This window comes from Ruegeria sp. AP11, assembly GCF_056535865.1.
This window is the reverse complement of sequence record NZ_JBQFJB010000001.1, coordinates 856,568-870,000: the sequence shown is the minus strand read 5'-3', so window position 1 is coordinate 870,000 and position 13,433 is coordinate 856,568. Positions and strand designations below refer to the sequence as shown.

The window sequence follows — 13,433 nt, the reverse complement described above, 5'->3', positions numbered from 1 at the left end:
TAAGTTGTCCTGCGGCGAAGATGTAACGGGGCTCAAGCCATGAGCCGAAGTCTAGGGATGCGTAAGCATCGGTAGCAGAGCGTAGTGTGACATAGCACTTATCTTGTATTATCGCCGGTCATTTGGTGCGAGCAATCGCGCTCAAGTAGCCGAATAGGCGGTAGCGCAAGATAAAGTGCTTTCGATGAAGCCGGGGCGTGAGCCATCCGGTGGAGAGATCACTAGTGAGAATGATGACATGAGTAGCGACAAAGAGTGTGAGAGACACTCTCGCCGAAAGTCCAAGGGTTCCTGCTTAAAGCTAATCTGAGCAGGGTAAGCCGGCCCCTAAGCCGAGGCCGAAAGGCGTAGGCGATGGGAACTAGGTTAATATTCCTAGGCCAGGAGGATGTGACGGATCACAGGTGTAGTTCAATCTTATCGGATTGATTGGGCTGCTGAGTGGTTCCTGGAAATAGCCCTCCATCAGACCGTACCCTAAACCGACACAGGTGGACTGGTAGAGCATACCAAGGCGCTTGAGAGAACGATGTTGAAGGAACTCGGCAAAATACCTCCGTAAGTTCGCGAGAAGGAGGCCCGGTTCCTAGGCAACTAGGGGCTGGGGGCACAAACCAGGGGGTGGCGACTGTTTATTAAAAACACAGGGCTCTGCGAAGTCGCAAGACGACGTATAGGGTCTGACGCCTGCCCGGTGCCTGAAGGTTAAAAGGAGAGGTGAGAGCCTTGAATTGAAGCCCAGGTAAACGGCGGCCGTAACTATAACGGTCCTAAGGTAGCGAAATTCCTTGTCGGGTAAGTTCCGACCTGCACGAATGGCGTAACGACTTCCCCGCTGTCTCCAACATCGACTCAGCGAAATTGAATTGCCTGTCAAGATGCAGGCTTCCCGCGGTTAGACGGAAAGACCCCGTGCACCTTTACTACAGCTTCGCACTGGCATCAGGATTGTGATGTGCAGGATAGGTGGTAGGCTTTGAAGCAGGAACGCAAGTACCTGTGGAGCCTCCCTTGAGATACCACCCTTCGCACTCTTGATGTCTAACCGCGGTCCGTTATCCGGATCCGGGACCCTGCGTGGCGGGTAGTTTGACTGGGGCGGTCGCCTCCTAAAGCGTAACGGAGGCGCGCGAAGGTTGGCTCAGAGCGGTCGGAAATCGCTCGTTGAGTGCAATGGCAGAAGCCAGCCTGACTGCAAGACTGACAAGTCGAGCAGAGTCGAAAGACGGCCATAGTGATCCGGTGGTCCCGAGTGGAAGGGCCATCGCTCAACGGATAAAAGGTACGCCGGGGATAACAGGCTGATACTGCCCAAGAGTCCATATCGACGGCAGTGTTTGGCACCTCGATGTCGGCTCATCTCATCCTGGGGCTGGAGCAGGTCCCAAGGGTACGGCTGTTCGCCGTTTAAAGAGGTACGTGAGCTGGGTTTAGAACGTCGTGAGACAGTTCGGTCCCTATCTGCCGTGGGTGTAGGAGACTTGAGAGGAGTTGCCCCTAGTACGAGAGGACCGGGGTGAACGATCCACTGGTGGACCAGTTGTCGTGCCAACGGCAGTGCTGGGTAGCTATGATCGGACAGGATAACCGCTGAAGGCATCTAAGCGGGAAGCCCCCTCAAAACAAGGTCTCCTGAGGGCCGTGGAAGACCACCACGTCAATAGGCCGGAGATGTAAGCGCAGTAATGCGTTCAGTTGACCGGTACTAATCGCCCGATAGGCTTGATTTGATCCAGTAATGGAAAGACAAGACCAAAGCATACACCAACCTTGACAATGGATAACACTGATTGATGTGAAACCCCGTAAGGGGTGACATAACAACCGAGTGGCACCGCGCATTTGCATGCAAATACGCTGCCTGCCACCCGTCGCTTTTGCTCCGCAAAAGTCGACGTGGGGATTTTCCTCGGTTTGGTGGTCATAGCGCAAGTGAAACACCCGGTCCCATACCGAACCCGGAAGTTAAGCACTGCCGCGCCAATGGTACTTGGGCTTAAGCCCCGGGAGAGTAGGTCACCGCCAAACCTAGAAAAATCCCCAATCTCTCTAATACGATATCAAAATTACCGACCCTGGCCTCAAGCAGCGTAAGCGATAGGCCAACAATGGTCTCAAGTAGCCGAATAGGCGGTAGACCAACGCAAAGTGTCGCGGGATGGAGCAGCCCGGTAGCTCGTCAGGCTCATAACCTGAAGGTCGCAGGTTCAAATCCTGCTCCCGCAACCACTTTTACCGAACCAGCCGCCGCAAGGCGGCTTTTGTCGTTCTGGGCCAGCCCAATCATTGCTGCCAGGGTACCCTCCAGTTCGATCTGCACGCCATCCCGTTCATGTTGGATCGTAACACGTTCGATCAAGCTCCGGATAATCTCCAAGGCCCCTGTACGGATCGACGGATCCGATAAAGCCTGCGCCAGATCTGCGACCTTGGAGCGATAGAGTTCGGACAGATTTGGGTGCAGTCGCACCGGTGAAGGCTTAGGTTCGGAGAGCTTTGCATCCAGATCGGCGATCTGCGCTTCGAGTTCTTCGAGCCGCGTATGAAGGCCGGGGGTACGAATGCCCTCTGCGATTGCATCATAGAACCCATTCAATTTGCGTACGGCTTTGTCCCGCTCGGATTGTAGACGGGTCCGGGCTTCCTCTACTGCGCCTGCTTCTGCGTTGGCGGCTTCGCTGAAGGACTTGATAAAAGCGGCCACTGCGTCGGGCTGCATCAGGCGCTGACGAAGCAAATCCATGACGGCGTCTTCCAGGACATTACGTCGAATAGATTGCCTGTGCGAACAGGTGCCGAGCTTGCGCGCGGCAGAGCAGGCAAGGTAGTCGCGTCCGACTGTGGCGAGTGGCCCTCCGCAGGTGCCGCAGAATGCAAGACCTGTCAGGAGGTGCTTCTTGCGACGCTTCTCCCAAAACCGGGTTTCCTTGATGGCTTTGACGCGGGGTTCGGTCTCGATCTCACCTTGTCGTTGCTTGACCGCCTCCCACAGCTCATCCCCGACGATCCGCAACTCACAGACCTCCGCGGTGATCCATTTGGACGGATCGTTTAGACGGGAAACACGTCTGCCGGTCTCCGGGTCCTTGATATAACGCAGCCGGTTCCAAACCAGGCGGCCGATATAAAGCTCATTGTTGAGAAGGCCCGTCCCACGCACTCTGTGCCCTCGAATGGCCGTGTCACGCCATAACTTGCCACGGGGACCGGGAATACCTTCGGCGTTCAGGCGGCGCGCAATTGCTTTTGGGGAGTGCCCTTCGGAGAACTCTTGAAGCACCCGCCTGACAATCTCAGCTTCCGCTGCGTTGATCATTCGTTCTCCCGTGACGGGTTGGCCGTCGGGCCCAAGACGCCGGACGACGTCATAGCCGTAGCTGTTTCCGCCGCCGGAACGGCCAAGCTCGACCCGCCCGCGAAGACCACGCCGGGTTTTGTCGGCCAGGTCTTTGAGGAACAATTGGTTCATGGTGCCCTTGAGACCTACTTGCAACTCACTGATCTCGCCTTCTGCCAGTGTCACGATGCCAACACCTGCAAAACTCAGCCGTTTGAAGATCGCCGCGATGTCAGCCTGGTCCCTGCTCAACCGGTCCAGCGCCTCCGCCAAAATCAGATCAACCTGTCCTTCCTGTGTTGCATGGAACAGCGCTTGCAGACCAGGGCGCAACATGGAGGCGCCGGAGACCGCACGATCAGAATAGGCGTTAACAACAGTCCAACCTTCCCGCTCAGCACGTTCCCGGCACAGTCGCATTTGGTCATCGATGGATGCGTCTCTCTGCATTTGGCTGGAGAAACGGGCATAGATTGCAACTCGGGTCATCGCCGGGCCTTTCTCTTCTGGTTGATCAAAGCCGCGTAGTCGCGGCCCGCTTCTATTGTCTGGGCGTGGATGTAGTGGCGCTCGGCGATTCCGAAGCTCGTATGCGCAAGAATTGGTCGAATTAGCTTGGCGTGTTCCGGAGAAGAGCGGGCTAGGGTTGTCGCGGCAGCATCCCGAAAGAAATGCGGTGGAATACGGCGACCCGTCAGCTTCAGTGTCTGCTCCGCGATCCGGGGGCTCAGCGCGTCTTTCTTCAAAGGAGTGCCAGACCGACCAACCCACAGGACATTGTGATGCTGTTGGCCACGCTCCATAAAAAAGGGACGGGCTTCGTTGACATAGCGGCGCAAGAGCGGCTCAGCACTCTGGGGAACATCAGCTTCCCAGGGATGTCCTGATTTGGTGAGATCCCCGGGGAGCGCGACGGTCATCGTGTCTGCTGCGACATACAGGGATGTGCCAATCCGAAGGCCCGCGAAGGCGCGTCGCCGCATCGGCATCAGGGCCAACATCGCTATCATGGTGCCATCCCGCAGGCACATCATACTGCGTAGCGGTGTTGGCGCCGCTTCTGCATGATCCGTCGCCAGATTCAGCCCTGCACGGAATAGAACCTCGCTGGACAACACACGCCCAAGTTTGCGATCCCGATCACCTCGACCCGCGGCGCGCTTCAATCCCGCTTTCAACTTCCGCTGAGCGGACCAGTCCTGCGTCGGGTCAGCTGCAGAGAGGATACGCAACACGCCATCAATGAACATCAACCGTGTCATCGGCCGGGTGTGTGAGAGGTCCCTAAGCCATGCGGACAAACGAGGCAGGGTCGCGCGTTGTGTCGGAGTCAGGGCTATTGAGTCCACATCACTAGTGAGCAGCCATTGCAGCCATCGGGCATAGCGAAGTTCCAGCGTCTTCAATGAGGTTGCGCGCAGATGAGCGAGGGCGCCGCAATCGTCGAGCGGTCCGGCCGCCTTCTGAAGCCTGTCCCACATATCCCGGTCGGACGCGGGCCAATTGGCGATAGGCAGAACCAGGCTCATTTGCGGCACCCTTTCTTCGCGTCTATCAGGTCCGCGAAGGCGCGTGTTGCCGAACGTGCCTCAAGACCGGAATACATGTTGATGGTGTGGCTGACCTCCGAATGCCCGAGCAACCGACGCGCAACCTCGTAGCCGCCGGGATTGGCGTCGAGCCAGTTCATCACCGCGAAATGCCGAAACAGGTGGGCGTTCATCTCCAACCCCGTTTCTTTCCGGATCCGTTTGGAGATGCGCCCAGACAGAACGCTGGGATCAACAGAATGCTGACCATCCCTGCGGGGAAAAAGCCAAAGCGTTCCAGCGGGGCAGAGTTCCGGGCAGCGAGATTTGAGATGAACGTCGATCATGCGCAATACATCACGCGGGATCTCGAACTCGACAGGTCGCTCATTTTTTGTTTCGCCGTCTTCCAGAACCAGGTAGGCTCGGCCATCACCGGGACGGTGCAGGTGGCGTTCCAGGTGGATGTCAGCCAGGTTCTTCACGCGAACCGGGCAGACCAGCAGGATGGCGATGGCGAGCGCATCTTCGCGCGCCAGAGCCCAGCCATACGGCTTGGACGTGCCCCGTGGTCGCGCGAAAATCCGTTCAGGCAGGAGCAGCAGGCGCTGCTGATGCCGGTCCTCCTGCAACACCCGCAGCCTGCTTCGGTTTTTTTGGGTCATGCCATTCTGGGGTTTGACGGCCAGCCGCGCGGCAAGCCCCGACAGCGCATCCCTGGTGACATCGGGTGCATTGTGCATCCGGGCCAGGTTGCGAAGCAGCGCGGCGATCTCGCTGATCATTTTTGTGGTCTGGTTGTTGGTGCGCGATAACATCTGGCGCAAACCGCGTTCAGCCATCACCGGATCAATCAGGACGTCCAATCCGCCAATTTGGCAAATTGGGATGCCAGAATGAACCAGTTCGGAGGCAAACCGAACCAACTGTCTTTTGTATTGGGACAGGGTCGCGGATCGGAGTGCTCCGTTCTGACCGTCATCTGCCAAGGGGTCTGGATTGGACAGACGATGCATCAGCTTTGCAAGAGCAGTTTGGAATGGCGCTGGAAACGCGGTCACCGGAAAAGTAATGACCTTCCGACGCGATTCCAGAGGCAGGATGGCCTTGGGCCATTGTGAAATACGTCGAGCCGCCAGGTTCCAGCCGTTGACAGCGGCACGATGTGCAACATCAGGAGATTTGCTGATCTCGTTATGCTCAAGGGCTACGCGATAGGCTTGAGCATGCTCTTCACACACAGTGGCAGGTTTGACGCCCTGCCGGTTTAGAAAGTGTACGAAGCGGCAGAGCGCGGGTTGCAATGTCTTGTCGCCCGACGCCAGAACAGCTGCCCAGAGCGCGTGCCAATCGGGAGACAGATCATCGATCCGGTTGAAGCGCCGTTCCACCAACCCGAAATGCGCGAGGGCGGCACGCGCATCACTCACCGCGTTTTGCCAACTCTTCGGTGTAAGACCGAGTGCTGCCGGTGTGACTTTGGAAAGACGGGGCTGCAACCAGCGACTGTCGCAGGGCACATCCTCTGGCGGCAGCCCAAGGGCTTTGGCCATGCGGCGCAGACCGGAGATCATGTCGCGGCGGCGTCCGTCCGACAGAGAGCTATCGGAGCGCAGTTGGTCGATAAGCTCGGCGAACATCGGTGTGTCGGCTTTGACGAAGGCTAATGTCAATGGAACGGGGCTCTGGCTAGTCATCGGGATTACGTTCCTTTGGACATGTCAGGTCTCGGGTGGACGGGTGTGGACAGGATGTCCGATTCGGGAAAAGCGTAGCACAGAAAGTTAGAAACTTACGGGGATGCCCTCTTCCCGAAATGCACATAAAGCACTGACATTAATGAACATTAATGGTCGCGAGTGCCTACCGGCACTGTGCCTGCCGGTAGGCGGCATGAGCTGCCGGATCAATGCGGATGAGGCGTCCGCCGGGGCCGACCCGGATAACCTCAAGCAGGCCTGCCGCAATTGCACGGCGCACCGTCTTCTCCGAGCAATTGTCCAGTTCAGCGACGTCTTTCACCGTCAGAAGCTTGCGGGTTTGTTTAGTCTTCGCTTTGATCTGTGGCATCCTGAGGCGCCTCCTTTTGGTCAGAGTCGTCCCGGCCCAGTTCCCGTACTGCCTGGACAGCCAGCAGTCGGACCAACTGGTCAATTGCTGTCTCAACCTGCTTGTGCGCGTGGTCGACAGAAGGGGATATGGCAGGAACGCGTGTCATGCCATGACCATGACAACGCAGGCTTGCTCATTCTAAGTGTATTGATTGCCGAATATTGGCTCAGCACAGCGTTCTTCCTGTTCGCGCTCAAGCTTGCCGCGAAAATCGTCAATATCCACGCGGATCGTCTCTCCGCTCAGGATTTGCCCCGACTCGGTGATCATCTTCACGACAGACTGGATGAAGTTGACGAGCGGACCTTGCCGTTGTCCTCCGGGGCGCCCGTCTGAGTATGTCGTATAGGTCAGGGGGCGACCGGCATCTTTCCAGATATAGCAGCAACTCTCGACTATGTACCGACGACGTTTGTCACGCGAGAACCGCTTGTCTCGTGGCGACATCTCTGCAACCGCGCCGGGCGTCGCATAGATGCGTCGGACGTCATCCACGATGTCTTGGCTAAGTGTCGTTGCGGACGCTAACTTGTCGAGGACTTGAGGAAGAAGGTCTGCGTCTTCTGACGTCGACGCGAAATAAGTCGAAAGCGAGCCCAACCCGTTCCGGAGTTCTTGGGGACCAATAGAACCCTGTTTGGCTTTCCGCAAAAGTTGGTTGAGGTGCTTTTGACCTCGTTGAATCGCTTGCGAGCGTCGGACCTCGGTCAGATTGATTGCAATGTCGTCATCGTTGTTTAGGCAGTGACCCAGCATTGCGGACAAGTCGCGCACGAGCGTTGTTGGCAGGTCAAACTGGTCACACAAGCTATTTATCATAGCCTCCGAAAGTACGCCACGTTCTCCATAGCTGCCGAGCTTCCATGACATGGAACACTTAATCCCATCCATGTGCGGATAGATGGAATAGTCAACTTCACTATCTGCAACGACGCGATTGCCCTTCAAACCGCTGTCCGAGTTAGCGCTCATATTTTTCTCCGTTTGGCACACTCTGGGGTTTGGTCGCACGTCCAAAAGCTTACGCGCATCAAGGCAGTACCGTTTGCTCAGAAAGCGCTGGTTGAAACAAGGCGACCCCTTCAAAGCTTGCACACAAATAAAAGAACGGGAAGAGAACAATTTGGCTAGGTTCTGTGTCGTGTCGCTGGCCCGAACCGCCTGCGCTATTGGAGGGCTGCGGCGCTTCGGGCCAGCTATGTTTTGTACAACTTGGGTCGGGCGAAACACAAAGAGCCAAAAAAGCAGATCAATACACTTAGTCAGAAAGAGCGCGAAATCGGACGTTCCGGGCCGGGATGGGTCTCCCCGTCTCCGTTGCGCCCGGTTTATACTTGCTGCTTTCCCTGGCAAACGATCAAGAAAAGCGGTGACCACGGTACGTTCACGACCGGCCTCCAATTGTGAACTATGGTTCGGGGACTACCCCATCCCGCACCGACGCGGCTCCTTCTGGCCCGGTGCAGAAACGCGACTACGGAACCCACCGGTCGACGGACGTCTTCAGACACCCGTCGAACCGGGGACCGCCGAGACCGTACGCGGTCAAAGCGGGGCAGGTGAGAAGCCTGCGGGGAAGCGGCTGGCCTCCGACAAAAGGCATCGCGCGGATACGAACCTGAAAGCGAAGGGCCTTCTCCCGCAAGACCGGGGGGAAGGAGCGGGGGCCGGATATTGTCTGGCAAGCAAGGGCGAAGATGTGTTTTTGGTAAAAACGGCCGTGGCAATCGCCTCAGCACTTCCTCTTGTATACCATTACATCTCCATGGCAGCTTTAGGTTGCAACCAGCCGCCAATGCACGGTCGCACTGACTAAAAACCAAATAGCAACTGCGACACTAGCGTGCTGACGCTGTCCGCCTTTCCTGAAGATTGATGCGAATGTGGCGCTGTATTAAGTGTGTTACTTCTGGCTGAGCAGAGTTGAGTACGAATCGGCCTCATTGCATTTCCCCTTGTGCTCATTGATCCTTGTCAAGATTTGAGCGGGCAAGAAGTGGTACAGTCAACGGTAATTCAGGGGGGGGCTCATGGAAGAGTTGATTGAAATCGGAAGATCATTCGTCCAGGCCATGCGTGAGCGCAGGGGCCTTGGAAGTGTTGATGAGATCTATGCCGAAAACGCGCAGTCGATAGAGGCTGTTGTGCCTCCGGTTCGACAATTCCGCGTTACAAAGGGTCGAGAAGCCATCAAGGGAAAAAGAGAGGATTGGTTGGCGTCGCATGAAATCCAAGAACTAGAAGTGGATGGGCCCTACGTCCACCCACCCAACCGCTTTGGAGTACGCTTCAGAGCTGAAGTGCTTCAGAAGGCTACGGGTGAGCGTATGACCCTGCGCGAGATCGCAGTGTATTCGGTGGCGGACGGCAAGATTGTGCTGGAAGAGTTCTTCATGCTGCCGAAGTAAGAAGAGCGATCAACAACATTGTCTCTTCGTTGGTTTAATCCGTGCGCACGGCTCTCGGGCAAATTGAAATTCCGGACGGAGGTCGGGAATGCAACACAGAACAGTGGCATATTACGTAGGAATTGATACTGACGACGCGTCGATTTTGGAATGCGCTGAAACTTCCCGTAACCAGAACAGTCACTTGAATTGCGTGTTGATCGCGGACTTACCCAACCTGCCTTACCTAAAGTATGGATCAAACAGGTTCGTTGAGGCGGGTCTTCCTTCAAACTGGTTGGATGTTCTTAACAGAAAAAATGCCGCCTTGAAGTCCCGCGCCACAGAAGTTGAAGCGCTCCTGGTCGGGCAGGGTGTATCTGCAAATGTAATTGCCTTTATGGGATCTGGAGCAGAGTTGAAGCATCTTGTGGCTGGCCAAGCCAATCGCTCTGATATCGCCTTTCTAGACGCTGAGTTGCGAAAAGATCCCGATTTGTTTCATAAGATCGCCTACGGAGTATTGTTCCATTCGCCGGTAGCCCTGATGATAAACGGAGATCCGTTTGCCCAACGCGACTGCATTTTTTTGGCATGGAATGATAGCCTGCCTGCGTCTAGGGTTGCGCATTTAGCTTTACCCATTCTTCTGGCGGCCAACGAAGTTGTGATTGGGTGTTTTGATTTGCCGTCGCCTGATGACGTAGAAGGTCAAGTGCCCGGAACTGATCTAGCTGGATGGCTTAGCCATCACGGTTGCACCGTGACCGTGTCGCAGTTCCCGTGCGGCGGGAATTCAATTGAACACTGCATTCAGGAACGCGCACGAGAACTGGGGGCCGACCTCGTTGTTATGGGCGCTTACGGGCATTCCCATTTGCGTCAGTCGGTATTTGGGGGAACGACGCAAGCAATGTTGGAGCAGACAAGTTTACCAGTGCTATTCGGACACTGATGAAGAAAACTGGCGATTGTGGTTTGCTGGGATAGGTGGCTCTATGCGTTCATCGGGTAATGCGGGAACAGCCAGTTGTTATTGGGTACTCGCTTGAGATTGATGCTGGTTTCCCCGACCGTTTCCGCCAAGAAAATCTATCACAATTGACTTCAGTTCATCCCAGTCAGTAAACTCCCGTGCCCCATCTTGTGGATCGATTTTTCGACCAAGCAAGACAACGTGCTTAAGGATCTCCCTCTCAAAATACCCGTAGTTTTCCGGCTTCACGGCGCCTGCGACCAACGCCGTTGCATATGGTTCAAAACCTGTACGCATTAGCATTTCGTTGAGATAGTCGCGCGCTTCTTCTCGACCTGACGCGAAAGCAGCTTTTAGACCGACGGAAAGTACGAGAGACTTTCGTTTCGTTAGGGTATCTCTATTTGAGGCGACAAAAGCCTCGAATGACTCGGGGTGCCTACGCTCGTGGACAGGGGCCAGAAGAACAACCTTGACCACATCGTCAGTCGATACATGGCCGGGCATTTCATCGGTATTGATCAGCTTTGTGTTGAAACCGGCATTCTTGGCGACAGTACTGATGAAACGCGCAATCTTTGCTGTCTGGCCTTCAACTGTAGCGAAGGCGATGAGTACGGTCATTCCGATCCTCCTATAAATCGGTCTGAATAGATTGTTGATTATGAATAAGTGGCGTGCGTTGCCCTTGATCTCCATCAAAGGCGTTACTTGAGAGCGTATCGGGAGAATTGTTGTACGCTTTTGCTGTCCACGAAGAGCATTTTTTAAGGAAGTTCGCGACGACCTACATCTCGAAGCAAATCGGCCTTTTTGGCGGACAATATTTGAAACTGGCCATGGCCCAATGGCTTGTTTTGCTACCTTAAAGAAAAGGCCAAGACAGCGACGAGGATTATTAAACTGATGCACCACACCGTGACCTTCACTTGTTGGCGTGCGGGCAGGTTTCTGAGCAGTCTAATCATAGTCAAACCTTTCAGACAAAATCCGGTGTGACGCGGTGCCCCGCTCAATCAGATGATCTTCGACGGTGTCCATCATAGCAGGGGGGCCGCAAAGAACGAAAAGCCAGCTTTCATATTGCTCAGACGACAAATTGCGGTCCAACAGAGGACCGTCGATTAAGCCTGTCTCTCCGGACCAATCCTTTGGCGGCTCGGATAGAACAAATACTGTGTCTTCTTTGGATAACTCCTGGCGAAAAGCAATCTGCTCCTCCACCCGGTTGCCATAGATAAGCTTGAGATCGTGCTGTGTTCCACTCTGTCGAACTTGACGCATAATGCTCAACATGGGCGCGATCCCGACACCACCTGCGATCAGAACAATGCCTTTCTCAGTGCGGTGGTTGATCGACAGATTCCCGTGCGGGGCATCCAGATAGGCCGTGGTTTGCGGAGCGATCTGTCCAAGACCACATGTGAAATCCCCAAGCTCCTTTATCACGAATGAAACTTCGGGGCCTTCGGCTGGTGCCGAACTAATCGAGAATGGGTTCTCATGCAGCGAAAAAGAACTGTGGCCAACATTTAGCCAGGCAAACTGCCCTGCTTCGAAGGTTAGTCCGCTATGACCATCTGGCTTGATGCGCAACTCCCATTGCCTCGGTGTTAGTCGAGACACAGACGTGACGCGCCACGGCCTTTTCCTCTTACGCAATGGGCGAATGAGACAGACAAACAGCAAAGTTCCAACTGCAACACTGGTCAGGGCAAGCCAGATATACGTCAAAAGCGGATGCCCACCGTAGCGCCCAGCAAAGACAGTGTGATGCAACAGCAGGAAGGCAATCACCAAGGCTCCCAGCCCGTGAAAAAGGCGCCATGTCTCGTACTTGTAATCAAGGGATTTGCGGGCAATTGCCGAGGCGACCAGAATGAACAGTAAAAAATATGCGACGATGCCCGATACCAGCGTAGAAAAGTCGGTCGAAATCGTAAGTTGGTTTGTTTCATCCCACGGGCGGTGCCCGCCAGAAGGCGTACCCTGATACAGAAGCGGGTGTATCAGCGCAAAGCCGAGTGCTGTACGCGCCATCAACTGATGCACCCGCATGGTTACATCCATACCCAGACCGGAAGAGATGAACCTGAACCGCCCAGACAGCAGGAACTCGACTAAGATTATTGAAAAAGCAAGCATTCCAAGCCCGGACGCGAGCTCTTGATGAAATGATCGCGGTGGCCAGCCAAGAGACCAAGAAAAACCCAAGGGAGCCAAGATCAGCAAAACGTAAATCAGCGCCAGATAAGGCCATTTCATACGGTTTTGCTCCACTGTGCTAAAGGTAGGCAACTCGGGCTCATTCAGAATAAACGCTAAGCTGACCTGGGGTTCCGATCAAGACTACTAAGATTGGTGTTAACTCCAGCACGACGTGGCAAGTTTTGTGGACGACGGTTCCCGTTTCTGTTCGTTCAACCGGTGCGAACGATCTGGCGAAAGATGAGGTTGCATGTTTGCGCAAGATCAAGGCCCTTGACCGCGTTTTCTGTCATAATGTTGCGCGCGCGAAATCAGACCAAAGGAGGAGGCTCAAAAAATGCTAGAAGACAAAAAGTCCCCGCAACTTTTCACTGGAACGCATCCGCTCTCCGACAATTTTCGACGCGAAATGGAAACTCTGATGTCGCGGTTTTTTGGGGGAGGATCACCTTTCCTACCTATGGAAACGGCTGCGCAACGCACGGGTTTTCCGTCTCTTGATATGACGGGTGCGATTTCTCCGGCAATCGATGTCCAAGAGACGGATTCTGCGATTGTCCTTACGGCTGAATTGCCGGGGCTCGAAGAGGATGATGTGGAAATTGAAATCAAGGATCGCAGGCTAATCCTGCGCGGTCAGAAGAAGATTGCGCATGACGAAACTGGCGATCTGCGTGTCAGCGAAAGAAGCTACGGCAGCTTTTCCAGAGCCATGTCGCTGCCAGATACTGTGGAAGTCGACAAGGTTTCAGCAACATTCGACAAAGGCGTTCTGCACATAGAAATGCCGAAGACTGAGCCTCAGGATCCAAGCCGTAAGATCAAGGTATCGTCGAAATAGACGGTCTGGTGGTTCGATACCGTACATAAAAATGCCAAGGCAG

10 protein-coding genes, 1 tRNA gene and 2 rRNA genes (1 of these 13 cut by a window edge) are annotated in these 13,433 nt (G+C 55.0%); 6 read left to right on the top strand and 7 right to left on the bottom strand.

Annotation, left to right across the window (positions count from 1 at the left end):
* The 3 genes from ACR3E4_RS04365 to ACR3E4_RS04355 all read left to right on the top strand — a co-directional run.
* A 23S ribosomal RNA gene (locus ACR3E4_RS04365) occupies positions 1–1,730 on the top strand; it begins 1,133 nt to the left of the window's first position.
* Positions 1,731–1,913: 183 nt separating this feature from the next.
* A 5S ribosomal RNA gene (gene rrf / locus ACR3E4_RS04360) occupies positions 1,914–2,028 on the top strand.
* A 124-nt stretch (positions 2,029–2,152) separates the two neighbouring features.
* Positions 2,153–2,229: transfer RNA gene (locus ACR3E4_RS04355), tRNA-Met, on the top strand.
* On the opposite strand, the gene ACR3E4_RS04350 is transcribed toward ACR3E4_RS04355, so the two are convergent.
* The 5 genes from ACR3E4_RS04350 to ACR3E4_RS04330 all read right to left on the bottom strand — a co-directional run bounded on the left by ACR3E4_RS04350 (position 2,186) and on the right by ACR3E4_RS04330 (position 7,950).
* Complete coding sequence (locus tag ACR3E4_RS04350; RefSeq protein WP_480567106.1) at positions 2,186–3,757, bottom strand: recombinase family protein; 1,572 nt, start codon at positions 3,755–3,757, stop codon at positions 2,186–2,188. The two genes, ACR3E4_RS04355 and ACR3E4_RS04350, sit on opposite strands and share 44 nt — an antisense overlap.
* 65 nt (positions 3,758–3,822) lie before the next feature.
* Positions 3,823–4,866 carry a tyrosine-type recombinase/integrase gene (locus tag ACR3E4_RS04345; RefSeq protein WP_480535549.1) on the bottom strand — a complete coding sequence of 348 codons (1,044 nt, stop codon included), beginning with the start codon at positions 4,864–4,866 and terminating at the stop codon, positions 3,823–3,825.
* The gene (locus ACR3E4_RS04340; protein WP_480535551.1) at positions 4,863–6,563 is read right to left on the bottom strand and encodes a hypothetical protein; all 1,701 of its coding nucleotides are present in this window, start codon (positions 6,561–6,563) and stop codon (positions 4,863–4,865) included. Before ACR3E4_RS04340 ends, ACR3E4_RS04345 begins: the two co-directional genes overlap by 4 nt.
* A 166-nt stretch (positions 6,564–6,729) precedes the next feature.
* Positions 6,730–6,936 (bottom strand): helix-turn-helix domain-containing protein, encoded by a 207-nt coding sequence (locus ACR3E4_RS04335; protein ID WP_480535552.1) that lies wholly within the window; start codon positions 6,934–6,936, stop codon positions 6,730–6,732.
* A gap of 180 nt (positions 6,937–7,116) precedes the next feature.
* Positions 7,117–7,950 carry a hypothetical protein gene (locus ACR3E4_RS04330; RefSeq protein ID WP_480535553.1) on the bottom strand — a complete coding sequence of 278 codons (834 nt, stop codon included), beginning with the start codon at positions 7,948–7,950 and terminating at the stop codon, positions 7,117–7,119.
* 1,058 nt (positions 7,951–9,008) lie between these two features.
* On the opposite strand from ACR3E4_RS04330, the gene ACR3E4_RS04325 reads away from it, so the two are divergent.
* Both ACR3E4_RS04325 and ACR3E4_RS04320 read left to right on the top strand, forming a co-directional pair.
* Positions 9,009–9,386: a SnoaL-like domain-containing protein gene (locus tag ACR3E4_RS04325; RefSeq protein WP_171724799.1), complete on the top strand. Its 378-nt coding sequence runs from the start codon at positions 9,009–9,011 to the stop codon at positions 9,384–9,386.
* Between the two features lie 88 nt (positions 9,387–9,474).
* Entirely contained in the window at positions 9,475–10,320 is an 846-nt protein-coding gene (locus ACR3E4_RS04320; protein WP_171724800.1) for a universal stress protein, read from the top strand.
* A 78-nt stretch (positions 10,321–10,398) separates the two neighbouring features.
* Here ACR3E4_RS04320 and ACR3E4_RS04315 read toward each other — a convergent pair whose 3' ends face one another.
* Together ACR3E4_RS04315 and ACR3E4_RS04310 are read right to left on the bottom strand one after the other, a co-directional pair.
* A complete protein-coding gene (locus tag ACR3E4_RS04315; RefSeq protein ID WP_480535555.1) occupies positions 10,399–10,965 on the bottom strand; it encodes a flavodoxin domain-containing protein in 567 nt (188 codons plus the stop codon).
* A 336-nt stretch (positions 10,966–11,301) separates the two neighbouring features.
* On the bottom strand, positions 11,302–12,606 hold the full coding sequence (locus ACR3E4_RS04310; RefSeq protein WP_480535556.1) for a ferredoxin reductase family protein: 1,305 nt from the start codon (positions 12,604–12,606) through the stop codon (positions 11,302–11,304).
* Between the two features lie 280 nt (positions 12,607–12,886).
* Between ACR3E4_RS04310 and ACR3E4_RS04305 the strand changes: the two genes are divergently transcribed.
* Positions 12,887–13,390: an Hsp20/alpha crystallin family protein gene (locus ACR3E4_RS04305; RefSeq protein ID WP_480535558.1), complete on the top strand. Its 504-nt coding sequence runs from the start codon at positions 12,887–12,889 to the stop codon at positions 13,388–13,390.
* Positions 13,391–13,433: the final 43 nt, after the last annotated feature.